The sequence below is a fragment of the Ottowia cancrivicina genome, from assembly GCF_029813755.1.
In the GTDB taxonomy this organism is placed as follows: domain Bacteria; phylum Pseudomonadota; class Gammaproteobacteria; order Burkholderiales; family Burkholderiaceae_C; genus Ottowia; species Ottowia massiliensis.
This window is the reverse complement of record NZ_JARVII010000003.1, coordinates 41,527-67,190: the sequence shown is the minus strand read 5'-3', so window position 1 is coordinate 67,190 and position 25,664 is coordinate 41,527. Positions and strand designations below refer to the sequence as shown.

The window sequence follows — 25,664 nt, the reverse complement described above, 5'->3', positions numbered from 1 at the left end:
TTGCCGCTGCCTGCTTGCCGGGCGCTTCGTTCATCAGAATGAGCTGGGCAGAAGATGCACGGGCTGGCGCGCCCTGCCCTTCTTCCGCTGCAAAAGGAAATCCGGCGGCCGCAAGGCGCAAACCACAAGTCAGGTCTTGTGACCCTCTTGCCGCCCGGCGAGGCGCTTAGCTGGCCTACTCACGAGCAGGTTCCAGCAGATGCATGGGCACATCAAAAAGCAGAGCGAATTCACAAGCTCTAAAACGGCTTTTGCGCCCATTTCACTAGGACATCATGCTATAAATCAAAGAGCAAAAAATAACTTCTTTTGCGTTTTCATCCTGCCCGAATGACAGGCCTTGAGCAGGCTTTCAGCGCCTGCTCTCAGCCCCGCTCGCCCTCTATCTGGCGCGGGGTTGGCAGAGGGTTTGGTAGAGGGCTTGCACCTCTTTGGCGACGATCTTGCCCGTGGCGTTGCGCGGCAGGGCGGGCACGGGCAGCAGGGGGCGGGGCAGGAAGGCGGGGTCCATGCGCTGGCGCAGGGCGCCCATGATGCGCTCGGGCGTCATGCCTGGGGCGGCAACGACCAGCGCAGCCAGGCGCTGCACGCCGGCCTGTTTTTCGGCGGCGGGGTTCTGGGGGAGAAAGAAGCACCCGTCCGTCACGCCTTCCACGCTCAGAAGCTGGGCGGTGAGCGCGCTCAGCGAGGCGCGTTTGCCCGCCACGTTCACCATGTCGGCATGGCGGCTGCCCAGGCGAAAGCGCCGCTCGTCAAGCGGCTCGATGTGGTCAGACAGCTTCACGCGAATTTGCACGTGGCCGCCATGCGCCCATGCGCCTTCGGCACTGACATCAAGCTGCACGCCATCCAGCAGATGCCAGGCTTCGTCCTGCGTGGGGCGGCGGGTGGCGATCTGGCCGCTTTCGGTGCAGCCGTAGATTTCCGTCAGCGGGCTGCCGAAGGCGGCTTCAGCCCGGCGCGCCAGCGCCACGGGCAGCGGGGCGGTGGAGCACAGCAAGCGTTCGCATGACGGCAACGCCACCTGGGCGGCCAGCAGCGCGCCCAGGTGAAAGGGAGTGGTCACCAGCATGCGCGGCCCCGGCGCGGCTCGCAGCGCCGCGCAGATGTCCGCCGGGTAGAAGGGGCGCTCGCGCCACAGGCGCGCGCCGCCGCGCAAGGTGAGCATCACGCTCGATTCCAGGCCGTACATGTGCTGCGAAGGCACGGTGGCGATGATGGCAAGGCCCTGCGAGCCTATCCGCCGCGCTTCGGCCTCGCCATCGGCGCACAGTCCGCCCCAGCGCTTGAGGTGCGCCGTAGGCGCGCCAGTGGTGCCGGAGGTGAAAACGATGGCGGCCACCTGGCTGGCTTCGATCAGCGGCGCATCCTGCAAGGCGCGGGCCGCGCCTGCCGCTGGCGGGGCGACTGGCCAGGCGGGCAGCCCTTCGGGGCGCTCTTGACCGTCGTGCAGGCACAGCAGCTGCGGATAGCGCTCCTGCAACTGGCGCACGGATTCGGGGGCAAGGCTGGAAGGCATCAGCGTGGGCCGCCCGGCCAGCAGGGCCGCACCCAGACCCACCATGAACAGGTAGCGGTCGTGGCAGGTGTTCAGCACGTACTGGCTGGCGGGCAATGCTTCGGCCACGCTTTGCGCGTCGGCAAAGAAGCGCGCGGCCGTCACGGGGCCTTGCGGGCCGAGGGCCAGTGTTTCATCAGGGGCGTGGGCGCTCAGCGCGAGGGCGGGTGGGTTCATCTGGCTCTGCCGGGTTGTGTGGCGGAAAGGGCGTAGACGGGAAAGGCGGTGACGAAGGCGGGCACGCCTGGGGCGCTGGCTTGCCCTGCGACCGCGCACGCGCCTGAATGGCGCGCCAGGTGGCCATCAGGCCCATGCGGTTGTCGGGCGGCAGATAGCGCCTGCGCGCCAGGTTTTCCACAACGAACAGCGCCGCCGTCAGCAGCGGCCCCAGCACAGAGGAAAACAGCATCCACGCCGCAGGCGAAGCCGCCGCGAACAGCGCCAGCGACACGGCCGCCACGCCCGCGAAGAACGCCACCCACACCCGCGTGACTTGCCGCGTGTACCACACCAGCTGCGGCGTCATGCGCCAGTGCCCCCAGCTGGCAAATTCGGTGCAAAGCGGCGTGCGCCCGGGCCGCAGGCTTGCGCCAAACATCCAGCCCAGCGCCGCATGCGCGCCCACGTGCTGGACCAGATACACCAGCAGCACATTGGCCAGCAGCGGCTCCCAGCCCGCCGCCAGGGCCGCGCACAACGCCAGCAGCGGCAGCCAGCGCCCGGCCCGCTGCCACGCGCCGCCTGCGGCAGGCCGCGCCAAGGCGAACGCCGCCGCCAGCCACACAAAAGGCGCCACGGCCAACGCCAGCGCCAGCCAGGGCAGATGGCGGCTGCTCCACCACGCCGCCGCTGCGTAGGTAACCACGCCCGCCGCCACCAGCATGGGTACGCGTGCGTCATGGGGCGCGCACGCCGCGCTGGCCTCACGGGCGTGAGCAAGGGCTGGGGCATCCGCGCGGGCTGCGCCGCAGGCAGGCGCGCTCTCGCCAGCGGGGCGGCCCGGCGGGCCTGCAGGCATCCAGGTCATTGGCAAGGGAGGAAAAAAACTCAAATCGTGCGGTGCGCCGCGATGTGCCGGGCCAGGCTGCGCAGGCTGCTGTAGATGGCTTGCTTGTTCTCGTCTTCAGCCCGCAGCTGAAAGCCGTATTTCTTGGATACCGCCAGTGCCACTTCCAGAATGTCGATCGAGTCCAGCCCCAGTCCATCGCCATACAAGGGCGCATCCGGGTCGATTTCTGCAGGCTTCATATCCAGATTGAGGCTGTCCACCAGCATCTGGGCCAATTCAGCCAGCAAGGCGTTTTCATCAGCGGGGGAAACGGGAGCGTTCATAAATCTAGGGAACAGAGAGGCAAACAGGCGCGAGCGGCCAGCAAAAAGGCGGTCCGCCCGCCCTGAATCAGAAAAAGCGCGAAAGTATAGGCAGCGCAGGCGCACACTGCCTGCCCGGCCCGACCTGCACTGCGGCATACGCAACGGCGCGCAGCCGAAAAACACGTTCGGCCTGCCTATTTCTGGCCCGGCATCAAAACCCGTTTGCCACGCAAGAGCACCAAAAACAGGAGCAAATTAAAGCGGTAGAAACCGCCCTTCTGCGCAATTTCCACTAGGACATATTGCTATTTAATGCGGAGCGAAACCAGCCCGGCTTTCGCGCTGCGCTGCTGGCTGCCAAAGGCGAAAAAAGCCGCACGGCGTTCAGGCTCTGTGCTTTGGCTGATGCAAAGCCGCTGTGCACCGCAATGCCTGCTGCGCCAGGCATGAAAACGCAGGTTGCTCTATCTTGAAAAGAGGAGCAATTTCAGGGGATCTGAAAGTGGCTTTGGCGCAGACTCTACTAGGACCCCATGCTATGAAACAAGGAGCGAATAAGCAGTGAATTCGCCCCTTGTTTCCTGTACATCTGGCGCTCGCCGGGAGCCTAGATGGAGTCCATAAAGCTGCGCAGTTTGTCCGAGCGCGAGGGGTGCTTGAGCTTGCGCAGGGCCTTGGCCTCGATCTGGCGGATGCGCTCGCGCGTGACGTCAAACTGCTTGCCGACCTCTTCGAGCGTGTGGTCGGTGCTCATTTCAATGCCGAAGCGCATGCGCAGCACCTTGGCTTCGCGCGGGGTGAGGCTGTCGAGAATGTCCTTGACCACGTCGCGCAGGCCGGCCTGCATGGCGGCATCGACCGGGGCGGTGTTGCTGGTGTCTTCGATGAAGTCGCCCAGGTGGCTGTCGTCGTCGTCTCCGATGGGGGTTTCCATGGAGATAGGCTCCTTGGCGATTTTCATGATCTTGCGGATTTTGTCTTCCGGGATTTCCATCTTTTCGGCCAGCAAGGCGGCATCCGGCTCGAAGCCGTGCTCTTGCAAGTGCTGGCGCGAGAAGCGGTTCATCTTGTTGATGGTTTCGATCATGTGCACCGGTATGCGGATGGTGCGGGCCTGGTCGGCGATGGAGCGCGTGATGGCCTGGCGGATCCACCAGGTGGCGTAGGTGGAAAACTTGTAGCCGCGCCGGTATTCGAATTTGTCCACCGCCTTCATCAGGCCAATGTTGCCTTCCTGGATCAGATCAAGAAATTGCAGGCCCCGGTTGGTGTATTTCTTGGCGATGGAGATGACCAGGCGCAGGTTGGCCTCGATCATTTCCTTCTTGGCAAAGCGGCTGGCGGCTTCGCCCTGGTTCATGCGTTTGTGGATGTCTTTCAGCTCGTCCAGCGGCACGACCACGAGCTGCTGCAAGTCGATGAGCTTTTGCTGCAAGTCCTGGATGGGCGGAATGTTGCGGCCCATGACGGCGCTCCAGGGCTTGTTGGAGGCCGCCTGCTTTTCACACCAGCGCAGGTCGAGCAGGTGCGATGGCACGCGTTCGCCGTTTTTGCCCCGGCCGGAGAATTCGGCAATGAACTGCTCCTGCGGGTAGCCGCACTTGTCCACGATGATGCGGCGCAGATCGCGCTCATGGCGGCGTACAGCGTCTACCTGGCCGCGCAGCATGTCGCTGAGCTTTTCAATGGTTTTGGCCGTGAAGCGGATGGTCATCAGCTCGGCCGAGAGCGCTTCCTGCGCCTTGACGTAGGCGGGCGTGCCCCAGCCGTCTTTGCTGTGCGCCTTGAGCACTTTTTCATAAAGCTGGGCAATGCGGTCAAAGCGCTCCAGCGCCTGCGTTTTCAGCGCTTCCAGCAGCTTGGTCATGGCCTTGGAGCCGCCCTTGCCGTCGTCGTCATCGTCGTCGTATTCGTCGAAGTCTTCTTCGGCCACGTAGTCGTCGTTTTCGTCGTGGTCCACAAAGCCGTCCACGATGGTGTTGATGACGGCTTTGCCTTCACGGATTTCGGCGGCCATTTGCAGGATTTCAGCAATGATGGAAGGGCTGGCGCTGATGGCCTGCATCATGTCCATCAGACCCCCTTCGATGCGCTTGGCAATTTCAATTTCGCCTTCGCGCGTGAGCAGCTCGACCGTGCCCATCTCGCGCATGTACATGCGCACGGGGTCAGTGGTGCGGCCAAATTCGCTGTCCACGGTGGAAAGGGCGGCTTCGGCTTCTTCCTCGGCTTCTTCTTCCGTGGCGGTGTTGTTGCCCTGGTTGGTGAGCAGCAGGGTTTCGGAGTCGGGCGTTTGCTCATAGACGGCCACGCCCAGATCGTTGAGCATGGTCACCACGGCTTCCAGCGTTTCAGGATCAACCAGCTTGTCAGGCAGGTGGTCGTTGATTTCGCCGTGAGTGAGGTAGCCGCGCGTCTTGCCCAGCTTGAGCAGCGCCTTGAGGTTGGCGCGGCGCAGGTTCAGCTCTTCTTCGGACAGAACGGTTTCGTCCAGCCCGAATTCCTTCATCAGCGCGCGCTCCTTGGCCTTGCTGATCTTCATGCGCAGCGGCTTGGCCTGCTCGGCTGCTGCGGCTGCGCCGCCAGCGGCTTCGGCCTCCGGCTCGCCTTGCAGGTCGTCTTCAATGTCCGACAGATCGGCGTCGTCATCCTCCGCACCTGCTTTTTTGCCTTTGGCTGGGCGGCCACGCTTGCCGCTAGCCTTGGCGGCCTCCGGTTTGGCAGCAGATTTGGCAGTAGGTTTGGCTTTCTTGGCCTTGGGCGCGCTTTCGGCCGCTGAGTCAGCAGTTTCGCCAACCGTTTCATCAGCGGCAGCCTTGGCGACACGGGATTTTTTGGCCTTGGCTTCTGGCTCGGCTTCGGCTTTTTCAGCTTTGGCCTTCGGGGCCTTTGCAGCCGGGGTTTTCTTTAGGGGTTCGGCCTCGGCTTCGACGGTGGCAGCTTTCTTGGCGCTGGCTTTCTTGGCGGCTTTTGGCGCGACGGCTTCTTCAGCGGCGGGAGCAGACGTTTTCTTGGCGGGCATGGACGGACCTATGGTGAAGGGGCATGACAGTCGGTTGCATGAAAGGCATCCGGCGCCTGGCCATGCGTTCAGACATCAGAACAAAGGAGTGCGGTCAGGACGCAGCAGGCAAGGGGTGCCTTGCGGCGCGCAGGCAAGATGTCCGGGCGATCATTTGGTGTGCAATCCTTGCGGGAAAAGTGGCCGCTGCGTCTGAATCTGGTGCGCGTGGCAGGCCGGGCCGGAGGTGTTGCTGTCGCTCTTGCCGCGAGTCGAGGGCCAAGATTGTAGCGGTGCAGGTTTTTTCAAGAGGCCGCGCGCCCGGCGCGAAAACAGACCGTTCCAGGCAGCGGCTGGCGCGTGGCGAAAGAAAGCCAGGCTTTAAAACGCGCTGGCTACGCTGATGGCGTTGCGGCTCTTGCGGCTGGATGAGTTGACTGGGCTGGCGCTGCTTTCCGCCAGTGACCCGGCTTGCGTCAATGCGTCAGCAGAGGCTGGCGCCGTGCCGGTGGCGGAAGCCTTGGCGCGCAGCGCTTCTTCGCTGGCCGCTGCGGGCAGGGCGCGGCCCGTAGCAGCGCGGTAGATGCGGGCGTGTTCAGCCATTACTTTGGCGGCGTAACCGCCATCGTCCTCCATGTTGGCGGCGCCCACGTAGCACTTCAGGCCGCCAGCCGTGGAGCCAAAACGCGTGGTGCAGTCCTTGAGCACGCGGATGCCCACGCGCAGATTGCTGACGGGGTCAAACGCGGCGAAGTTGCCGCCGAAGTCTTCGTATTTGTCGGTATGCACCTTGGTCATCACCTGCATCAGCCCCTGTGCGCCCACGTTGCTTTGTGCAAAGGGGTTGAAGCTGGATTCGACAGCCATGACGGCCAGAATCAGCGTGGGATCGAGCCGCACGCGCTGGCCTGTTTCATAGGCTTCGGCCACCAGGGCGGCCACTGGCTCGGGGGCTACGCGGTATTTGCGGCTGATCCACTGCACCGCGTTGGCCTGCTCCGGCGGCAAGTCCACCGGGTTGGCGGCCGTGGCCCGGCGGCTGGCCACAGGTTCGGCTTCAAAGCCCACCTGTGCCGCCTGCCGCGCCTTGAGCCATGAGGTGAGTTGCTCTTCGCCCTGGTGGCGCAAATCGGGCCGCGCCACCAGCAAGGCTACAGCGCAAACCACGGCCAGTCCCAGCAGGGCAAAGCCGTTGTGCGAAACCTGGAAGAACCCGGCGGCCACATCAACCGCGAAGGTATTGATGCCGCGCCCCAGGGCGTTCAGCCTGGCGGGAATTTGCATGTTGCTTCCTTTCATGTCCGCAGGCGGCATGGCGCTGCTGCGGGTCACCGTGAAAAAGGCGGGAGCCAGCGCCTTTGTATTTTGTTTGCCGGAGGCTCCTTGAGAGTCCCGCCCAATGGCTGTCTGGCTGTTGGCGGGCGGGCTTTCCAAAAAAATTTGGCTACCTGTTGAAGGTAGCCAAGCTGATGGCCTAATGCGTGAAAAGTTGCGAAGCGGGACTCTAGCACACGTGCGTTTTTCGCGTGTTTCTGGCTTTTTCCAAAGGGAAAACGCATCACAGTTGTTAGAACATAACTACAATCGACAGCTTTCCCGTCCCCCCCTATGAACCCGTTCAGCGTCTGGCCGGGTCCGCGTTTTTCGCGCCCACAGACAGACTTTGAACAAGTTCTGAAACACAAAGGAGTATTTCAATCATGCAAGTGCTTTCATCCCTCAAAGAAGCCAAAAAGCGCAGCCGCGACTGCCAGGTGGTGCGCCGCCGTGGCCGCATCTACGTCATCTGCAAATCAAACCCGCGCCTGAAGGCGCGCCAGGGCGGCGCCAAGAACAAAAACAAGTGTTGAAGCAGCGCGCGCCGATCTCACGAATCTGCCAGCGGGCGTCTGAAAACAGGCGCCCGTTTCGCTTTCAGTTCCAGGCAGGCAGTTACCATCCCACGCGCGCTGCCCGGGCAGGAGCAGCGCGTTTTCGTTTTCACGTTTTCTTTTCAACAAACTTGTGGAGCACTCAACATGGAAAAACGGCTGTTTGCCTACCCTCTGGCTTTTGCCGCCCTGATGGCTTTGACCGCCTGCACCAACGCCCCGAAGCCCGCCCCTGAACCCGCACAGACCCAAACTCCCATGCACCCGCACGCTCATGACCACGCGCAAGGCCAGCCAAGCCAGCCGCGTGAAATCACGCAAGTGGAAAGCGGCAAAGCCGCGCGCAACCAATGCAACGCCAAAGCCGCGCAGTCCATCGTCGGCAAACCCTACGGCGGCCCGGCCATGCTGGAGCAGGCGCGCGCCGCCGCCGGCGCAGACCTTGCCCGCATGCTGCGCGAAAACAGCGCCACCACCAAGGAAATGCAAATAGGCCGCCTGAACGTCATCGTCAATGCGCAAGGCGCGGTCGTGCGCGTGACCTGCGGCTGATTCGCAGCCCTGACCATGATCGGACGCCTGGCTGGCCTGCTGGCCGAAAAGAACCCGCCGCGCCTGCTGCTCGACTGCCATGGCGTCGGCTATGAAGTAGACGTGCCCATGAGCACCTTCTACAACCTGCCCGCCGCTGGCGCACCCGTCACGCTGCTCACCCACCTGGTCGTGCGGGAAGACGCACACACGCTCTACGGATTCGGCACCGCCGCCGAGCGTGACGCCTTCCGCCAGCTCATCCGCATCAGCGGCATCGGCCCGCGCATGGCGCTGGCCGTTTTGTCGGGCATGAGCGTGAGCGATCTTGCGCAGGCCGTTTCCACCCAGCAGGCGGGCCGCCTGACCAAACTGCCGGGCATCGGCAAGAAAATAGCCGAACGCCTGCTTCTGGAACTCAAGGGCAAACTCTCTCCCGACCTTTCCGCTTCCGGCGCGGCCGCGCCAGCCAGCGATGCGCACGCCGACATCCAGCAGGCTCTGCTGGCGCTGGGCTACAGCGAAAAAGAAGCCGCCGCAGCCCTCAAGGCCTTGCCTGCCGACGTAGGCGTGAGCGAAGGCATCAAGCAGGCCCTCAAAACCCTGGCGCGGTAAAGGCCTGTCGCCCATCTATCCGTGAGGCCGAGCGAAGCCTGGCCGCAAAGGGCGAAAGAGCAGATGAGCCTGGGCGGCCTGACCTGCCGCTTGCAGCGCCGCAGGCCGCCAGGCCGCTTTTCACACCTGCGGGCAAGCATTGGACAAGGTCAATTTCGCTCCACTATTCATAGCACGACGTCCTAGTAGATATTGCGCAGAGCGGTGTTTTGACCCTCTCAAATTTGCTCCAGTTTCTGATGTCGGATGGACAGTAGAAATGGCCCATGCCAAAAACGCGGTCTGGCGGCAGCCGCAGCTTCATGAGCCAAGACAGGCAAGCCGGCGCATACAAGAAAAGAACGGCGGCAAAGCCTGCGAGAAGCAGGGTGCCGTCTGTGCCTTGACTGTCCTGACCGGCTTTTTATCTCTCGCGGCCAGACCCTGACCCGTTTTTCTGGCGCTTGACCGTCTGGCAAGCTCTGGCGCGGCCTGTATTCGCCGTCATGCTCTTTCAAAAAGCAGGCGGCCCAGATTTTTCACCTCTGCTCATTGAAGCTCGCCATCGAATCCGGGCGGCAGGGGCAAAGACATGACGGGGATGCCTTCTTCCAGCAGGGCGTGGGTTTCTTCGGGGCTTGCGCGGCCACGGATGGGACGTTCACGGGTTTCACCGTAGTGGATGCGGCGGGCTTCCTCTGCGAAGCGGGCGCCGACATCTTCGGTTTCGCGCATGAGGCGGCGCATGGCTTTCAGTAAAGCGGCCTGCATGGCAGGCAAAGCGGCCTCCTCCGGCCCGCCGCTTGGGCCGCCCTGCCCTGCTGGCGCGCCGCCGCTGCCCAGGTTCAGGCGCGGGGCGCTGGGGAGTTTGTCCACATCGGGCGCGCCGCACAGGGGGCATGTGAGCAGGCCGCTTTGGCGCTGGGCCTGGTAGTCGTCTTCGGAGGCAAACCAGCCTTCAAAGACGTGGCCTTGGTCGCATTGCAAATCAAGCACTTTCATCGCGCTGCCAGTCAAGCGGCCACGCGCCGCTGAGGTAGTTTTGCAGCCAGAGGGCGGCGGCGAGGGTTTTGCTGTCGGTCACGCGGCCCTGGCGGCACCAGTCGAGCAGTTCGGGCACGGTGGTGGTGAAGACGTGCAGGTGTTCGCCCGCGTCAAGCTGGCGCGGGCCTGCCGTGAGGCCGCGCGCGAACCAGAGGTGGATGCCTTCGGTGGAGTAGGCGGGCGTGGGGTGCATCAGGCCCGCATAGGCCCATTCGCGAGCGGTGTAGCCGGTTTCTTCGCGCAATTCACGCTGCGCGCAGTGCAGGGGCGGCTCGCCGGGGTCGAGCTTGCCGGCGGGCAGTTCGATGATGGCCTGGCCCAGGGGGTGGCGCCATTGGCGCTCCAGCACGACGCGCCAGCCGCCCTGCCCGTCTTCCAGCAGGGCGGCGATGACGGCTGCGCCGGGGTGGCGCACATATTCGCGGGTGGCCGTGCCGCCGTGTTCGCCGTGCTGGCCGTCCGGCAGGCGCACGGTGTCGCGCTGCACGCGCAGGAAATGGCCTTGCAGCAAAGGCTCGGAGGCCAGCGGCTGCTCGCGCAGGGTTTCGTCCTGAAAGTCAGGGCCGGCGGGGAAGAGCGGAGGGGCGGGGGTGCGGTCAGCGTCCACGTTTGAGCAGGTAGCGGTAAACAAAACCGGGAAAGGCCAGCGTGAGAAAGAGCGCGGCGGTGACGGCGTAGAACTCCCAGTCTTGCGAGTGAATCTGCCCCGCATGGGCTTCCAGCGCCTTGCCGATACCGCCCGTCACGAAGTACCAGAACACCAGCTCCAGCAGGCGCAGACCCAGGCTTTTGCGGCCCGATGGCGCGGGCCAGACGGCCAGCCGGCGCTGGTTGAGAAAAGGCAGGTTGGCGGCCAGCGCCGCCAGGGCGATCAACAGCCAGATGCTTGCGCTTTGACTCATGGCAATGCCTTTTCCCAATATCCGCCGGGGCCAGCCGCCCGGCGCGCGGCGGCGAGCACGCCGCATGTGCGCGCCAGCGTCTGGCGCCACATCGCTTTAATTGCTCTTTGTTCCATAGCATGACCTCCCCGCCGATATTGCGCAAAAGGCCATTTCTGGGCCTTGAATTTGCTCCTGATTTTGAGGTATTTCAGACTTTTCAACAGCCTGCGCAGCAGCTGCAAGGAGCGCCAAGCGCCAGAGGCAAGCAGCGCAGGCGGCGGGCCGGCAGCAGGGCCGCCTCGGCTTTCAGGTATTGAGCATGTGCGCAATGGCGCTGCGGCAGGCTTCCATCAGCGCGCCCGGCAGCAGGCCCAGGCCCAGCACCAGCAGGCCATTGACGGTGAGCACGGCCCGCAGATCGGCCGGGGCGGCAATGGCGGCTTGCGCCTGCGGCCCGGCGGGCGCATCGAAATACATGACCTTGATGACGCGCAGGTAGTAGAAGGCGGCAATCAGCGACATGACGATGGCGAACACGGCCAGCGCAATGTAGGCGCTTTGCCCCGTGCTCACCAGCGCCTGGATGACGCCAAGCTTGGCCTGAAAGCCCACCATCGGCGGAATGCCCGCCAGCGAAAACAGGCAGATGAGCATGATGCCGGCGAACAAGGGGCTGCGCTGGTTCAGGCCCGCGAAGTCGGCGATTTCTTCGCTTTCAAAGCCCTGGCGCGCCAGCAGCATGATCACGCCAAAGCTCACGAGCGTGGTGAGCACGTAGGAGAGCGTGTAGAACATGGCGCTGCTGTAGGCGTTTTCGGCCCCGGCCGGGTTGCCGTCCGTCACGCCCGCCATCAGGCCCATGAGCACGAAGCTCATTTGCGCGATGGTGGAGTAGGCCAGCATGCGCTTGAGGTTGGTCTGCGCAATGGCCGCCAGGTTGCCCAGAAGCAGCGAGGCAATGGCCAGCAGCGCCAGCATTTGCTGCCAGTCAAAGGCCAGCGGCAGCAGACCTTCCACCAGCAGGCGGATGGCCATGGCGAAGGCCGCGATCTTGGGAGCCGAGCCGATCATGAGCGTGATGGCCGTAGGCGCGCCCTGGTACACATCAGGCAGCCACATGTGGAAAGGCGCCACGCCGAACTTGAAGGCCAGGCCGGCCACCACGAAAACAAGGCCGAATACCAGCACCTGTTTTTGCGCCGCGCCCGCTTCAATGGCCTGGCGCACGCCGCCAATATCGAGCGTGCCCGTGGCGCCGTAAAGCATGGACAGGCCGTAGAGCAAAAAGCCAGAAGCCAGCGCGCCCAGCACGAAATACTTCATGGCCGCTTCAGTGGCCGTGGCGTCGTCGCGGCGCAGCGCCACAAGCGCGTAGGCCGAGAGGGTCATCAGCTCCAGCCCCAGGTAAATGAGCAGGAAGTTGTTGGCCGAAACCATGACGAACGCGCCCAGCAGCGACAGCAGGCCCATCGAGAAAAGCTCGCCACCGCGCAGCATGCCCCGGTCGGCCGCGTAAGCGCGGCCATAGACGAAGCAGACGATGGTGGAAAGGGCCGCAAAGCACTTGAGCCAGTTGCTCATGGGATCGCTCACCACCAGGCCGCCAAAGCCATAGACGGTTTTGCCGTCTTGCGCGAAAAACGCCGTCAGCGCAGCCACCACGGCCAGCGTGAGCAGGGACATCAGGTAGGTGGGCGTGCGCAGCCTGCCCTTGACCATCAGGTCCATCAGCAGAATCACGCAAGCCATGGCCAGCAGCACGATTTCAGGGTAGATCGCCAGCCAGCTGAGTCGGTCAATCATGTTTGCAGCTCCTCAATTCAGCTTGGATGTGGCAACGTGTTGCAAAAAGTGGGTTACAGAAGCGTCCATGACGTCAGTGAACGGCTTGGGATACAGACCCATGCCCAGTATGGCGGCCGCCAGCAGGGCCAGCATCAGGCATTCGCGGGCATTGATGTCCTTGAGCTGGCGCACGTGGTCGTTGCCGGTGGCGCCCAGATAGACGCGCTTGTACATCCACAGGGTGTAGGAGGCGCCCAGAATCAGCGCCGTGGCAGCGCCCAGGCCAATCCAGAAGTTGAATTGCACAGCGCCCAGAATCACCATCCATTCGCCCACGAAGCCCGCCGTGCCCGGCAAACCGCAGTTGGCCATGGAAAACAGCAGGGCGAAGGCGGCAAAGCGCGGCATGGTATTGACAACACCGCCATAGGCCGCGATTTCGCGCGAGTGCACGCGGTCATACAGCACGCCAATGCCCAGGAACATGGCGGCGGAAACGAACCCGTGCGAAACCATTTGCACCAGGCCGCCCGCCACGCCGAGGTCGTTGAACAGGAAAAAACCCAGGGTGACGAAACCCATGTGCGCCACAGAGGAATAAGCCACGAGCTTTTTCATGTCCTGCTGCACCAGCGCCACCAGGCCCACGTAAATCACAGCCACAAGGGAGAAGGTGATCATCAGCCAGGCCCATTCATGCGCGGCATCAGGCGCGATGGGCATGGAAAAGCGCAAAAAGCCATACGCGCCCAGCTTGAGCATGATGGCCGCCAGCACGGCGGAGCCGCCCGTGGGCGCTTCCACGTGCACATCCGGCAGCCAGGTATGCACGGGCCACATGGGCACCTTGACGGCGAAGGCGGCGAACATGGCGAAGAACAGCAGCGTCTGCACCGGCAGGGGCAGGGGCAGCTGGTGCCAGGTTTGAATATCAAAACTGCCGCCCGAACGCCAATACAGATAGACGAAGGCCACCAGCGTGAGCAGCGACCCCATCAGGGTGTAGAGGAAGAACTTGAAGGCGGCATAAATCCGGTTGGGTCCGCCCCAGACGCCGATGATGAGATACATCGGAATCAGCGTGGCTTCAAAGAACACGTAAAACAGCAGCCCGTCCAGCGCGGCGAACACGCCAATCATCAGCCCGGACAGGATGAGAAAGGCCGCCATGTACTGATTGACCTTCTTCTGGATGACTTCCCAGCCGGCAATGACGACGATGATGGTGATGAACGCTGTCAGCAGCACGAACCACAGCGAGATGCCATCCACGCCGAGGTGGTAATAAATGTTGAAACGCTCAATCCACGACGCTTTTTCGACAAACTGCATTTGCGCCGTGCCAGCCTGAAAGCCGGTGTACAGCGGCAGCGTAACCAGAAAGCCCAAGACAGACCCGGCCAGCGCGAGCCAGCGCGCCAGCGAAGCTTGGCTATCGCGCCCCAGCGGCAGGATGACAAGGCCAAAGACGATGGGCGTCCAGATGGCAAGGCTCAACCAACTCATTTCCAACGCTTCCTTTTACTTGTTGAGCCAGACAAAGAACGTCATGAACACGAAAACACCCAGAATCATCCAGAGGGCGTAGTGGTAGAGATAGCCCGTCTGCACACGGCGCACCAGGGCCGAAATCCGGCCGACCAGCTTCCAGGAGCCATTGACCACCGCGCCATCAATCAGCGCGCGGTCGCCCCCCAGCCATAGCCCCGTGCCAATCACGCGGCCGCCACGGGCAAAGATGTTTTCGTAAATCCAGTCCATGAAATATTTGTTTTCCAGAAACTGGTAAATGCCCGCGCTCATGAAGAACCGCTTGAGCGCCACCGGCAGCGCCGGATTGACCATGTACATGTACCAAGCTGATGCCGCACCCGCCACGGCCAGCCAGAACGGCCAGGAAACAAAGCCATGCAAAGCCATGCTGACAGCGCCATGAATATGTTCGGACAGCTCGGCCATCGCGCCGTGGCGCATGACATCGACAAAAATGACATCGCTGAAATACGGGCCAAACAGCAGCGGCATGAGCGTGAAAAAGCCGATGAAAATGGAAGGTATGGCCAGCATGACCAGCGGCACCCAGACGACCCAGGGCGACTCGTGCGGTTGGGCATCATGACCGTGGCCATGATGATCATCATGGTGGTGGATTTCCGGGTTCTGGTCATACCGCTCCTTGCCCCAGAAGACGAGGAAATAAAGACGGAATGAATAGAAAGAAGTGACAAACACGCCCGCCAGCACGGCGAAATAGCCAAAGCCTGCCCCCCAGACATGGCTGGCGCCTACTGCTTCAATAATGGCGTCCTTGGAATAAAAGCCCGAGAAAAAGGGTGTGCCAACCAGAGCCAGCGTGCCAATCAGCAGAGTCCAGTGCGTAACAGGCATGTATTTGCGCACGCCGCCCATCCAGCGCATATCCTGGTTATGGTGCATACCCATAATGACCGAACCAGCTGCCAGGAACAGCAGCGCCTTGAAAAACGCATGCGTCATCAGGTGAAACACGGCCACGGAATAAGCCGAAGCGCCCAACGCGACTGTCATATAGCCCAGCTGCGACAACGTGGAATACGCCACCACGCGTTTGATGTCATTCTGAATAATGCCCAGAAAGCCCATGAACAACGCCGTAATGCCGCCGATAACCATAATGAAACTCAAGGCGGCATCCGACAGCTCATACAGCGGCGACATGCGCGTCACCATGAAAATGCCTGCCGTCACCATGGTGGCCGCGTGAATCAGCGCGGAAATAGGCGTGGGGCCTTCCATGGAATCCGGCAGCCACACGTGCAGTGGAAACTGCGCGCTCTTGCCCATTGCGCCAATAAACAGGCAAATGCAGATAACCGTCACCAGCATCCAGTCCGTGCCCGGCATCGTCTGGGCCGCCAGCTCGCGGGCATGGGTGAATATTTCGGTGTAGTTGAGGGTATTGGTATAAGCTGCAATCAGGCCGATTCCCAGAATAAAGCCGAAATCGCCCACGCGGTTTACCAAAAACGCCTTCATGTTGGCGAAAATGGCTGTTGGCTTGTTGAACCAGAAACCGATCAGCAAATAAGACACCAGCCCCACAGCTTCCCAGCCGAAAAACAGCTGGAGCATGTTGTTGCTCATCACCAGCATCAACATGGAAAAAGTGAATAGCGAGATATAAGAGAAAAAGCGGTTGTAGCCTGCATCTTCATCCATATAGCCAATGGTATATACGTGCACCATGAGCGATACAAAGGTGACAACGCACATCATCATGGCCGTGAGACCATCGACCATGAAGCCCACTTCCATTTTCAGGCCGCCCACAACCATCCACTCATAAATGGTCTGGTTGAATCGCGCGCCATCCAGCGCCACGCTTTTGAGCGTACAGGCGGAAATAAGGAAGGCAATGAAAACACCCAGAATGGTGGCTGTATGCGAAGCGCGGCGGCCAATGACGTTGCCGCCGAAGGTTGTGCCCAAAATACCGGCAGCCAGGCACCCAGCCAAAGGCGCAAGCGGAACGGCCAGCAGAGCCGCAGTGGAAAGGGTCTGACTCATGATGCGTTTACCCTTTCAATTCATTGAGTTCATCTACATTAATGCTGGATCGATTGCGGAACAGCAGCATCAAAATAGCCAGGCCAATGGCCGATTCAGCAGCGGCCACCGTGAGGATGAAAAAAACAAACACCTGCCCGTGCATATCACCCAGATAATGCGAAAAAGCCACGAAATTCAGATTGACAGCCAGCAGCATCAGCTCGATGGCCATGAGCAGCACAATCAGATTCTTGCGGTTGAGAAAAATGCCGACGATGGCTATCGCAAACAGAATTGCGCCCAATGTCAGGCAATGCGCCAGTGTCATCGTTTCGTCTCCTCGGCTGGAGCAGCCGCCTCCTCCACTGCCGGGGCCGCCTGCGTCGCCTGCATGGAAACGACGACCAAACGGTCTGCCGCTTTGGCACGCACCTGAATGGAAGGATCAATTTTCTTGGTAGTCTTGCGTTCGCGCAGCGTGAGCGCAATGGCAGCGATCATGGCCACCAACAAAATGACTGCGGCAATCTGCACCGGGTACAGGTATTGCGTGTATAGCAGTCCGCCCAGCATCTTGGTATTGCCTACGTTCACGGCAGCCAGCACAGCCTGCATTTCAGGCGCTTGCGCCGCGCTGAAGCCGCCTTTAAGTACAGCCGCCATTTCAAGCGTAATCACGGCACCTACGCCCAACGCCAGCGGAAAATGCTTCCAAAAACCTTGTCGCACACTGTCAATATTGATGTCCAGCATCATCACGACAAAAAGGAACAGCACCATCACCGCGCCCAGATAAACCAGCACCAGCGTGATGGCAAGAAATTCGGCTTTCAGCAGCAGCCAGATTCCCGCAGCTTGCGAAAACGCCAGCATCAGAAAAAGCACGGCATGCACGGGGTTGCGTGCCGTCACCACCCTGAATGCTGAAAACAGCAGCACGGCAGAGAACAGATAGAAAAAACCAGCCTGGATGTCCATGAATCGTGCCTGTGAATCAGCGATATTTGGCATCAGCGGCCTTCGCGGCGGCGATGTCTTTTTCGTACCGGTCACCCACGGCCAGCAGCATTTCCTTGGTGAAATAAAGATCGCCGCGCTTTTCGCCGTGGTATTCAAAAATCTGGGTTTCGACAATGGAATCGGTTGGGCAGCTTTCCTCGCAGAAACCGCAGAAGATGCATTTGGTCAGATCAATGTCATAGCGCGTGGTGCGGCGCGTGCCATCTTCCCGCTGAGTGGACTCGATAGTGATGGCCATCGCCGGACAGATGGCCTCGCACAATTTGCAGGCAATGCAGCGTTCCTCGCCGTTTTCGTAACGGCGCAAGGCATGCAGGCCGCGAAAACGCGGTGACAGCGGTGTTTTTTCTTCTGGAAACATCACCGTGACTTTGCGGCGGAAAGCGTAACGCCCCGTCAAAGCCATGCCTTTGAACAATTCCAGGAGCATGAAGCTCTTGAAAAAGTCCTTGATCGAAAAAGGAGTTGCAACAGGATTCATATTCGCGCTCCGGTGTTCAGAGCCAGAGATTCAGCGGCGTATGCATCCAGACGCCAATGACCAATAACCAAACGAGTGTGACGGGAATAAACACCTTCCATCCCAAGCGCATGATCTGGTCATAACGGAATCGAGGGAAAGTGGCACGAATCCAAATGAACATGGTCAGCACGATGGCTGTCTTGACGCCCAGCCAAATCCACCCAGGAATCCATGTGAACGGTGCGAAATCAGCCGGCGGCAGCCATCCGCCCAAAAACATGATGACTGCCAAGATGGAAACCAGCCACATGGCAGCATATTCGCCCAGGAAAAATACCGCGAAACCCATGCCCGAATATTCGACCATATGGCCTGCGACAATCTCGGCTTCGCCTTCCACCACATCGAATGGGTGCCGATTGGTTTCAGCTACCATGGAAATCAGATACACCACGAACATCGGAATAAGCGGGAGCCAGTTCCATGACAGGAAAGTGCCGGCAAAAACGCCGCCAAAGGCCACGCCTTCCGCCTGCTTCATGACAATATCGGTCAAATTCATGCTGCCAGACACCATGAGCACGGCTAGAAAGCAAAAGCCCATGGCGATCTCATAGCTGATCATCTGGGCCGAAGCACGCAAAGCGCCCAAAAAAGCGTATTTCGAGTTGGAAGACCACCCCGCGATAATCACGCCATAAATCTCAATCGAAGTGATGGCCATGACCAGCAGCAGCCCCGCATTCACATCGGCCAACGCCACATGAGGCGCGAATGGAATGGCTGACCAGGCTGCAAGAGCGGGCATGATGGCCATCAGCGGCCCCATGATGAACAACCCCTTGGCGGAAGCCATTGGCTGAATAATCTCCTTGGTCAGCAACTTGATGCCATCAGCAGCCGGTTGCAGCAGACCCCAGGGCCCCACGCGATTGGGCCCGTGCCGCGCTTGCATCCAGCCCAGCAACTTGCGCTCCCACAGGGTGGTGTAGGCCACGGCAATCATCAATGGAGCAATGATTGCGATGATTTTCAGCAGGGTCCAAACAATGGGCCATGCGGCATGCACCCACCATTGGCCTGCAAACAGGTGCAATCCAAAATCGTGCAGCGCATCAATCATGCCGCCACTCCTTGCTCACCCTGCGATCTGTATTCGCGCGCATCCGTTGTCTGCTGAAGCGCAGGCGCGCGCCGCACAATGCCATCCAGCTCGTAGATTCCCCAATCACGGGGCACATTGACAGCTTTTTCCACTGTGATGGACGCTTGCGTTGCGTTGCTCAACGAGCTGGCGGGCAGCATGGAAATACCTGAACCACCCAACGCGTGCGCCAATACTTCTTGCGAGGAATTGAAAACAGGCTGTGCCAATCCCAACATATCGCCAAGCACGCGCAACACCTTCCATGCCGGTCGCGTGTCGCCCAACGGCTTGACCACGGCATGAAAACTCTGCACGCGGCCCTCAGCGTTCACAAACGTTCCCGATGTTTCGGAAAAAGGCGCAATGGGCAGCAGCACATCGCTGACATCCATGTTGGCTTTGAATGGGCTGAACGTAACCACCATGCCGTTGCCTTCCATTTCAACCGGAGCAGTTGCATCCATCGCAGGCTCAGTATTGAGCAGCAGCAACGCCCTGAGGCCGCCTGCGAGCATTTGTCCAGCATTCAGCCCATTGTGGCCCGGCAATGCCTTCACCCACTGTGCGCCAACCGTATTGGCAGCTTCCGTCAAATAACCAACGCTGGCTCCCGTCTGGCAGCCCAGCCACTGGCACAAAGCCAACAGGCTGCTGGCCTGTGGATGATGCGCCGCCGCATTGCCCAGCAAAATCGCCTGAGTGCCGCCCGCAAGCAAAGCCTTGGCAATGGACATCGCCAAATCCGGAATATCAGCAAACACTTCAACCGGAGCGGGCACATCTTTTTCAGCCGCCACGGCCTGTGCAACCGCAGCCAGCGCCTGGCACCAATCGGCTGGATCAAGCAGAAACTGATTTTGGACGGGCATGGCCCAAGCATCCGCATCACGCAGCAAATTGCGCGATGTAATCGCCGAAACGACTGCGCCATGCCGCACTGATTGGCGAATTCGCTGTGCAAACAAGGGATGGTCCTTGCGCAGGTTTGACCCCACAATCAGCGCCCCCTGCAAACTGGAGAGAGACTCAACTGTCGTGCCAAGCCACCGAATGCCCTCAGGCTGGTCAAATTCAGTATGGCGAAGGCGATAGTCGATATTTTCACTACCCAAGCCCCGCACCAATTGAGCTGCGAGATACAACTCCTCCAGTGTGCTGTGCGGACTCACCAAAGCGCCAATTTTGTCCGCTCCAAATTCCGCCTTGATGTCATTCAGGCCATTGGCCACATACTCAAGAGCGGTTTGCCAATCCACTTCCTGCCATTGCCCGCCCTGCTTGAGCATTGGCTTGGTCAGGCGATCCTCACCATTCAACGCCTCATAAGAAAAGCGGTCACGATCCGCAATCCAACATTCATTGACAGCTTCATTTTCAAATGGAACAACGCGCATGACCTTGTTGTTCTTGACCTGCACAATCAGGTTCGCGCCAGTGGAATCATGCGGACTGACGCTTTTTCGCCGAGACAATTCCCACGTGCGGGCACTGAAACGGAAGGGCTTGCTGGTCAGTGCGCCGACTGGACAAACATCAATCATGTTGCCCGATAGTTCAGAATCCACGCTACGGCCAATGAATGTTTCAATTGCAGAAAATTCGCCACGATTCGCCATGCCGAATTCCATTGAGCCGCCAATTTCCTGCCCAAAACGCACACAACGCGTGCAATGAATACAGCGCGTCATTTCCTGCATGGATATCAGCGGTCCCACGTCCTTGGGCTTGACTACGCGCTTTTCTTCTTCATAACGCGTGCCAGACATGCCATAACCCACAGCCAGATCCTGCAACTGGCATTCTCCGCCCTGATCGCAAACCGGACAATCCAGCGGATGATTGATCAGGAGGAACTCCATTACCGATTTTTGCGCTGAGATAGCTTTGGCACTGTGAGTGCGCACCACCATGCCTTGCGTGACGGGTGTTGCGCAAGCAGGCACCGGTTTAGGCGCTTTTTCCACGTCCACCAGACACATGCGGCAACTGGCTACGATGGATAGTTTTTTGTGATAGCAAAAGTGGGGAATATACATGCCAGCTTTGTCTGCAGCATGAATCACCATGCTTCCCTCAGCTATTTCGACTTTCTTGCCATCAATTTCAATTTCAACCATGACGTTCGCGCCTTTCAGACATAGGACGAGACCGTGCAGGTCTTGTGTTCAACGTGGTATTCAAATTCAGGACGGAAATGCTTCAGCATGGCTCGCACAGGCATGGCGGCTGCATCGCCCAAAGCACAAATCGTGCGCCCCATGATATTTCCTGCAACCGAGTCGAGCAGATCCATATCCGCTGGACGGCCTTTGCCATTTTCAATGCGATCAACCACTCGCCATAGCCAGCCCGTCCCTTCACGGCAAGGCGTGCACTGGCCGCAAGATTCATGCATATAAAAATAAGACAAACGCTGAAGAGATTTAACCATGCAACGCGTATCGTCCATCACGATAACTGCGCCAGAACCCAACATGGAGCCTGCTTTTGCAATGGAGTCATAATCCATTGTGCAATCCATAATGATGGAAGCAGGCAGGACAGGCGATGAAGAGCCGCCGGGAATGACCGCCTTAAGCTGCCGTCCACTGCGAACACCGCCTGCCAACTCCAGCAAGACAGAAAAAGGCGTTCCGAGTGGAATTTCATAATTTCCGGGGCGCTCCACATCACCACTTACGGAAAAGATCTTGGTGCCTCCATTATTGGGCTTCCCGCATTCAAGATAAGCCTGCCCACCATTACGGATGATCCAGGGAACAGCAGAAAATGTTTCCGTGTTATTGATGATGGTTGGCCTGCCATACAGGCCGAAGCTCGCTGGAAATGGCGGCTTGAAGCGAGGCTGCCCTTTCTTTCCTTCTATGGATTCAAGCAGCGCCGTTTCTTCTCCGCAAATATAAGCACCGAAACCATGATGCGCATTCAGCTCAAAGCTGAAGTTGCTGCCCATAATATTTTGGCCAATATAGCCAGCCTCGCGCGCCTCTTGCAAGGCCGCCTGGAATCTTTCATAAACCTGGAAGATTTCTCCGTGAATATAATTGTATCCACGGGACGCGCCAATTGCGAAAGCTCCGATAGCCATCCCTTCAATAACAATATGAGGGTTATGCATCAGAATTTCACGATCCTTGCAGGTTCCAGGCTCGCCTTCGTCAGAGTTGCAAACCAGAAACTTGTCGCCCGGAAACTGTCGTGGCATGAAGCTCCATTTGAGGCCAGTCGGGAAACCCGCGCCGCCACGGCCACGCAAGCCTGACTCTTTGATGATGGCAATGATCTGATCCTGCGTCAGACCTTCACCGCCATCTTTGCCAAGAACTTTGCGCAGGGCCTGATACCCTCCACGCGCCTCGTAATCCTTGAGACTCCAATTGTTGCCATTCAACCCCGCATAAATCTGGGGATTGATATGACGGCCATGAAAACAGGTTTTTTCTCCCGAAGACTGAAACTGAGAGAGAAACTGAGCGACATCTTTCATGCGGCGTCTCCATTTTCAGCCGCGCGCAGACCATCAACAAGCTGATCCAGTCTATCGCTTTCCATGAAGCTGCACATGGTGCGGTCATTAACCAGCATAACAGGCGCGTCAGCACAAGCCCCCAGGCATTCGCATTGCTGAAGGGTAAACAAGCCGTCAGGCGTGGTTTCTCCAGCCGAAATGCCGAGTTTCCGTTCCAAATGCGCCAACGCCTTCGCGCCATTGCGCAATACGCAAGGCAAATTCGTGCAGACATTCAATTTGTACTTTCCAACAGCATGTTGGTTGTACATATTGTAGAAAGTCGTCACTTCATGCACTGCCATCGGCGGCATTTCCAGATATTCGGCGATCGCCTTTTCGCTCTCGGGACTGACCCATCCCTGCTCCTGCTGGATGATGGAAAGACAGGCCATGACGGCAGACTGTTTCTGACCCGCTGGATATTTCGCAACTTCACGATCAAACCGCATGCGAGTCGCCTCTGATAGAGGCGTTGCGGTAATGGATGCGACACGTGTATTCATCGGTCGATCTCCCCAAACACGATATCCAGCGTGCCAATAATCGCCACTGCGTCAGCCAGCATATGGCCTTTAACCAGTTCGTTAAAGGCCGACAGGTGCGCAAACCCCGGCGCGCGAATCTTCATGCGATAGGGCTTATTGGCGCCATCGCTCACCATGTAGATGCCAAATTCCCCTTTTGGGTGCTCCACCGCAGCATAAGCTTCACCTTCGGGCACATGCATGCCCTCGGTAAACAACTTGAAATGGTGAATCAGATCTTCCATGCCGAACTTCATGCGCTCACGCGGAGGCGGGGCCACCTTGTAGTTCTGCACAATAACCGGACCTGGATTGGCGCGCAGCCAATCCACGCATTGCCTGATAATCCTGTTGGACTCGCGCATTTCCTGCACGCGAACAAGGTAACGGTCGTAACTGTCGCCCGTTTTTCCAACAGGAACATCAAAATCTACCTTGTCATAAACATCATATGGCTGCCTCTTGCGCAAATCCCACGCAACGCCAGAACCGCGCAGCATAGGCCCCGTCAGCCCCATATTCAAGGCGCGGTCTGCATCAACGACTCCAATGCCGACCGTCCGTTGTTTCCATATCCGGTTATCCGTCAGCAGCGTTTCATATTCATCCACATAAACAGGAAAACGCTTGGTGAAATCTTCTATAAAGTCGAGCAGCGATCCTTGGCGATTGGCGTTGAGCGCCTCCAGCGACTTGGCGTTACGCACTTTGCTCGCCTTGTATTGCGGCATGGAATCCGGCAAGTCACGGTACACGCCGCCTGGCCGGAAATAAGCCGCGTGCATGCGCGCACCCGAAACGGCCTCATACATATCAAACAGATCTTCGCGCTCGCGGAAGGCGTAAATCAGGATCGTTGAAGAGCCACAGTCGTTGCCATGCGAGCCGAGCCACATCAAATGATTCAGGATTCGCGTAATCTCGGCAAACATTACGCGAATATATCGCGCACGAATGGGCACCTCAATACCCAACAGTTTTTCAACTGCCAGACAATAGGCATGCTCATTGCACATCATGGACACATAATCGAGCCGATCCATGTATGGCAATGCCTGAATGAAAGTTTTGTGTTCAGCCAGTTTCTCCGTTGCGCGATGCAGCAGGCCAATATGCGGATCGGCGCGTTCCACCACTTCGCCGTCCAGCTCTAGCACCAATCGCAACACCCCGTGCGCCGCCGGGTGCTGGGGGCCGAAATTCAGCGTGTAATTCTTGATTTCCGCCATTTATCGCATGCCTCCGTATGACTCTTCACGGATGACTCGAGGCGTAATTTCACGCAGCTCAATTGAAACCGGCTCATAAACTACGCGCTGACGATCGGCGTCGTAACGCATTTCCACATGCCCCGTCAAAGGGAAATCTTTGCGGAATGGATGCCCAACGAAACCATAATCCGTCAAGATGCGGCGCAGATCGCCGTGCCCGTCGAACATGATTCCATATAGATCGAACGCTTCCCGCTCATACCAATTGGCCGAGCTCCAGATGCCCGTGACCGTAGGCAGCACCGGAAAGTCATCGTCCTCGCAAAACACGCGCAAGCGCACACGCTGGTTGTGGCTTACAGATAGCAAGTGCAGTATCACGGCGAAGCGCGCTCCTTCCCAGCGCCCATCTCCGTAAGCAGACATATCCATGCCGCACAAATCAATCATCTGTTCAAAGCGGCAATCAGGCACATCCCGCAAAATCTGGGCAGCCTGTAAATAGGATGAAGCGGGCACAAGCGCCGTCACTTCGCCAAGCGCCACCTCCACACTGCTCGCCAACCCATCCAGAGCAAGAGCTATCTTGTCCCGCAAGACGCCAGGCGCAATGGCGTAATTCACTGTTTCTGTCAGCATGAAATCACGCCCTCGCAATCGTGTTGGTGCGCCGCACCTTTTGCTGCAATTGGATGATTCCGTATATCAATGCCTCGGCCGTCGGCGGACATCCGGGCACATACACATCCACTGGAACGATGCGGTCGCAGCCACGCACCACTGAATAGCTGTAGTGGTAATAGCCTCCGCCATTAGCGCATGAACCCATGGAAAGCACCCAGCGCGGCTCGGCCATTTGGTCATATACCTTGCGCAAGGCTGGCGCCATTTTGTTGCAGAGCGTGCCCGCGACAATCATCAGATCCGACTGACGCGGCGACGCACGAAATACTTCTGCGCCAAAACGCGCTATGTCATAGCGCGCCGTGGCGGCATGCATCATTTCCACCGCGCAACAGGCCAGACCAAAAGTCATAGGCCAAAGCGAACCCGTTTTGGCCCAATTCATCACCGCGTCAAAATTCGTGGTGATGAAGTTTTTCTCCATCATCCCTTCAATCATGCTGCCATCCTTGCCAGACTGCCGACATTGCCATCACTCCCAATCCAGGGCGCCTTTCTTCCATTCATAAACGAATCCGACAACCAGAATCGCCAGGAAGACAAGAACAGCAATGAATCCTGGCAAGCCCACATCGCGCAGGGCTACCGCCCACGGAAAGAGAAAGGCGATTTCCAGGTCGAACAGAATGAACAGGATGGCTACGAGGTAATAACGCACATCAAATTTCATGCGCGCATCCTCAAAGGCATCAAAGCCGCACTCGTAAGGAGAGTTCTTGGCAGCGTCAGGGCGATTGGGGCCAAAAAAAGCTCCCATCCCCAGACACAGCGCGCCAACGAGCAAACCGATCAGAATAAAGACCAGAACAGGAAAATACTGAGCCAGACTCATTGCGCATTCATCGTCAGGAACCGGGATGCGCTGGGAACTCGCTCCCGGTGTTTTTTTGTTTGGTGCCGTCGGCGAGACTCGAACTCGCACAGCTTTCGCCACTACCCCCTCAAGATAGCGTGTCTACCAATTTCACCACGACGGCTGATTGTTGCTTGCTTT

General features: G+C 59.1%; 27 protein-coding genes and 1 tRNA gene. 4 read left to right on the top strand and 24 right to left on the bottom strand.

What is annotated here, in order from left to right:
* Window positions 1-382: 382 nt before the first annotated feature.
* The 5 genes from QB898_RS02675 to QB898_RS02655 form a co-directional block, all read right to left on the bottom strand.
* Complete coding sequence (locus QB898_RS02675; protein ID WP_279523677.1) at window positions 383-1,735, bottom strand: AMP-binding protein; 1,353 nt, start codon at window positions 1,733-1,735, stop codon at window positions 383-385.
* Window positions 1,695-2,585, bottom strand: a complete 891-nt coding sequence (locus tag QB898_RS02670) for a COG4648 family protein (protein WP_279523676.1) — start codon at window positions 2,583-2,585, stop codon at window positions 1,695-1,697. The genes QB898_RS02675 and QB898_RS02670 overlap by 41 nt, the downstream gene beginning before the upstream one ends.
* A 20-nt stretch (window positions 2,586-2,605) precedes the next feature.
* Window positions 2,606-2,890, bottom strand: a complete 285-nt coding sequence (locus QB898_RS02665; RefSeq protein ID WP_279523675.1) for a phosphopantetheine-binding protein — start codon at window positions 2,888-2,890, stop codon at window positions 2,606-2,608.
* Window positions 2,891-3,479: 589 nt separating this feature from the next.
* Window positions 3,480-5,894, bottom strand: coding sequence for an RNA polymerase sigma factor RpoD (gene rpoD, locus QB898_RS02660; RefSeq protein ID WP_279523674.1), 2,415 nt, complete (start codon window positions 5,892-5,894; stop codon window positions 3,480-3,482).
* A 360-nt stretch (window positions 5,895-6,254) separates the two neighbouring features.
* Entirely contained in the window at window positions 6,255-7,157 is a 903-nt protein-coding gene (locus QB898_RS02655) for a lytic transglycosylase domain-containing protein (RefSeq protein WP_279523673.1), read from the bottom strand.
* A gap of 416 nt (window positions 7,158-7,573) precedes the next feature.
* Between QB898_RS02655 and ykgO the strand changes: the two genes are divergently transcribed.
* The 4 genes from ykgO to QB898_RS02635 all read left to right on the top strand — a co-directional run bounded on the left by ykgO (window position 7,574) and on the right by QB898_RS02635 (window position 9,317).
* Window positions 7,574-7,723, top strand: a complete 150-nt coding sequence (ykgO, locus tag QB898_RS02650; RefSeq protein ID WP_050715766.1) for a type B 50S ribosomal protein L36 — start codon at window positions 7,574-7,576, stop codon at window positions 7,721-7,723.
* Between the two features lie 168 nt (window positions 7,724-7,891).
* Window positions 7,892-8,296: an I78 family peptidase inhibitor gene (locus QB898_RS02645; RefSeq protein WP_050715765.1), complete on the top strand. Its 405-nt coding sequence runs from the start codon at window positions 7,892-7,894 to the stop codon at window positions 8,294-8,296.
* 15 nt (window positions 8,297-8,311) lie between these two features.
* Window positions 8,312-8,890, top strand: a complete 579-nt coding sequence (gene ruvA, locus QB898_RS02640) for a Holliday junction branch migration protein RuvA (RefSeq protein WP_050715764.1) — start codon at window positions 8,312-8,314, stop codon at window positions 8,888-8,890.
* 259 nt (window positions 8,891-9,149) lie between these two features.
* Window positions 9,150-9,317 (top strand): hypothetical protein, encoded by a 168-nt coding sequence (locus QB898_RS02635; protein WP_279523672.1) that lies wholly within the window; start codon window positions 9,150-9,152, stop codon window positions 9,315-9,317.
* 101 nt (window positions 9,318-9,418) lie between these two features.
* On the opposite strand, the gene QB898_RS02630 is transcribed toward QB898_RS02635, so the two are convergent.
* From QB898_RS02630 to QB898_RS02540, 19 genes are all read right to left on the bottom strand, one after another.
* Window positions 9,419-9,871, bottom strand: a complete 453-nt coding sequence (locus QB898_RS02630; protein WP_279523671.1) for a DUF1178 family protein — start codon at window positions 9,869-9,871, stop codon at window positions 9,419-9,421.
* The gene (locus tag QB898_RS02625) at window positions 9,858-10,520 is read right to left on the bottom strand and encodes an NUDIX domain-containing protein (protein WP_428982715.1); all 663 of its coding nucleotides are present in this window, start codon (window positions 10,518-10,520) and stop codon (window positions 9,858-9,860) included. The genes QB898_RS02630 and QB898_RS02625 overlap by 14 nt, the downstream gene beginning before the upstream one ends.
* On the bottom strand, window positions 10,510-10,815 hold the full coding sequence (locus QB898_RS02620; protein WP_279523670.1) for a DUF2818 family protein: 306 nt from the start codon (window positions 10,813-10,815) through the stop codon (window positions 10,510-10,512). The genes QB898_RS02625 and QB898_RS02620 overlap by 11 nt, the downstream gene beginning before the upstream one ends.
* On the bottom strand, window positions 10,812-11,039 hold the full coding sequence (locus QB898_RS02615; protein ID WP_279523669.1) for a hypothetical protein: 228 nt from the start codon (window positions 11,037-11,039) through the stop codon (window positions 10,812-10,814). The genes QB898_RS02620 and QB898_RS02615 overlap by 4 nt, the downstream gene beginning before the upstream one ends.
* Window positions 11,040-11,103: 64 nt before the next feature.
* The gene (gene nuoN / locus QB898_RS02610; RefSeq protein ID WP_050715761.1) at window positions 11,104-12,600 is read right to left on the bottom strand and encodes an NADH-quinone oxidoreductase subunit NuoN; all 1,497 of its coding nucleotides are present in this window, start codon (window positions 12,598-12,600) and stop codon (window positions 11,104-11,106) included.
* A 12-nt stretch (window positions 12,601-12,612) separates the two neighbouring features.
* The gene (locus QB898_RS02605; protein ID WP_279523668.1) at window positions 12,613-14,088 is read right to left on the bottom strand and encodes an NADH-quinone oxidoreductase subunit M; all 1,476 of its coding nucleotides are present in this window, start codon (window positions 14,086-14,088) and stop codon (window positions 12,613-12,615) included.
* Window positions 14,089-14,103: 15 nt separating this feature from the next.
* A complete protein-coding gene (nuoL, locus tag QB898_RS02600; protein ID WP_279523667.1) occupies window positions 14,104-16,128 on the bottom strand; it encodes an NADH-quinone oxidoreductase subunit L in 2,025 nt (674 codons plus the stop codon).
* 7 nt (window positions 16,129-16,135) lie between these two features.
* Window positions 16,136-16,438 carry an NADH-quinone oxidoreductase subunit NuoK gene (gene nuoK, locus QB898_RS02595; protein ID WP_050715758.1) on the bottom strand — a complete coding sequence of 101 codons (303 nt, stop codon included), beginning with the start codon at window positions 16,436-16,438 and terminating at the stop codon, window positions 16,136-16,138.
* Window positions 16,435-17,088, bottom strand: a complete 654-nt coding sequence (locus QB898_RS02590) for an NADH-quinone oxidoreductase subunit J (protein ID WP_279523666.1) — start codon at window positions 17,086-17,088, stop codon at window positions 16,435-16,437. The genes nuoK and QB898_RS02590 overlap by 4 nt, the downstream gene beginning before the upstream one ends.
* Before the next feature lie 16 nt (window positions 17,089-17,104).
* Window positions 17,105-17,611 carry an NADH-quinone oxidoreductase subunit NuoI gene (gene nuoI / locus QB898_RS02585; RefSeq protein ID WP_102283074.1) on the bottom strand — a complete coding sequence of 169 codons (507 nt, stop codon included), beginning with the start codon at window positions 17,609-17,611 and terminating at the stop codon, window positions 17,105-17,107.
* A gap of 16 nt (window positions 17,612-17,627) precedes the next feature.
* Entirely contained in the window at window positions 17,628-18,716 is a 1,089-nt protein-coding gene (gene nuoH / locus QB898_RS02580; protein WP_279523665.1) for an NADH-quinone oxidoreductase subunit NuoH, read from the bottom strand.
* Window positions 18,713-20,857: an NADH-quinone oxidoreductase subunit NuoG gene (nuoG, locus tag QB898_RS02575; RefSeq protein ID WP_279523664.1), complete on the bottom strand. Its 2,145-nt coding sequence runs from the start codon at window positions 20,855-20,857 to the stop codon at window positions 18,713-18,715. Before nuoG ends, nuoH begins: the two co-directional genes overlap by 4 nt.
* A gap of 14 nt (window positions 20,858-20,871) precedes the next feature.
* A complete protein-coding gene (gene nuoF, locus QB898_RS02570; RefSeq protein ID WP_279523663.1) occupies window positions 20,872-22,227 on the bottom strand; it encodes an NADH-quinone oxidoreductase subunit NuoF in 1,356 nt (451 codons plus the stop codon).
* Window positions 22,224-22,754: an NADH-quinone oxidoreductase subunit NuoE gene (nuoE, locus tag QB898_RS02565; RefSeq protein ID WP_102283078.1), complete on the bottom strand. Its 531-nt coding sequence runs from the start codon at window positions 22,752-22,754 to the stop codon at window positions 22,224-22,226. The genes nuoF and nuoE overlap by 4 nt, the downstream gene beginning before the upstream one ends.
* Window positions 22,751-24,004 (bottom strand): NADH-quinone oxidoreductase subunit D, encoded by a 1,254-nt coding sequence (locus QB898_RS02560; protein WP_279523662.1) that lies wholly within the window; start codon window positions 24,002-24,004, stop codon window positions 22,751-22,753. Before QB898_RS02560 ends, nuoE begins: the two co-directional genes overlap by 4 nt.
* Window positions 24,005-24,625, bottom strand: coding sequence for an NADH-quinone oxidoreductase subunit C (locus QB898_RS02555; RefSeq protein ID WP_279523661.1), 621 nt, complete (start codon window positions 24,623-24,625; stop codon window positions 24,005-24,007). It abuts the gene before it with no gap.
* A 4-nt stretch (window positions 24,626-24,629) separates the two neighbouring features.
* Complete coding sequence (locus QB898_RS02550) at window positions 24,630-25,109, bottom strand: NuoB/complex I 20 kDa subunit family protein (RefSeq protein WP_050715749.1); 480 nt, start codon at window positions 25,107-25,109, stop codon at window positions 24,630-24,632.
* A 33-nt stretch (window positions 25,110-25,142) separates the two neighbouring features.
* Window positions 25,143-25,502, bottom strand: coding sequence for an NADH-quinone oxidoreductase subunit A (locus QB898_RS02545; RefSeq protein WP_102283081.1), 360 nt, complete (start codon window positions 25,500-25,502; stop codon window positions 25,143-25,145).
* Window positions 25,503-25,562: 60 nt separating this feature from the next.
* Window positions 25,563-25,647, bottom strand: a tRNA-Leu gene (locus QB898_RS02540).
* Window positions 25,648-25,664: the final 17 nt, after the last annotated feature.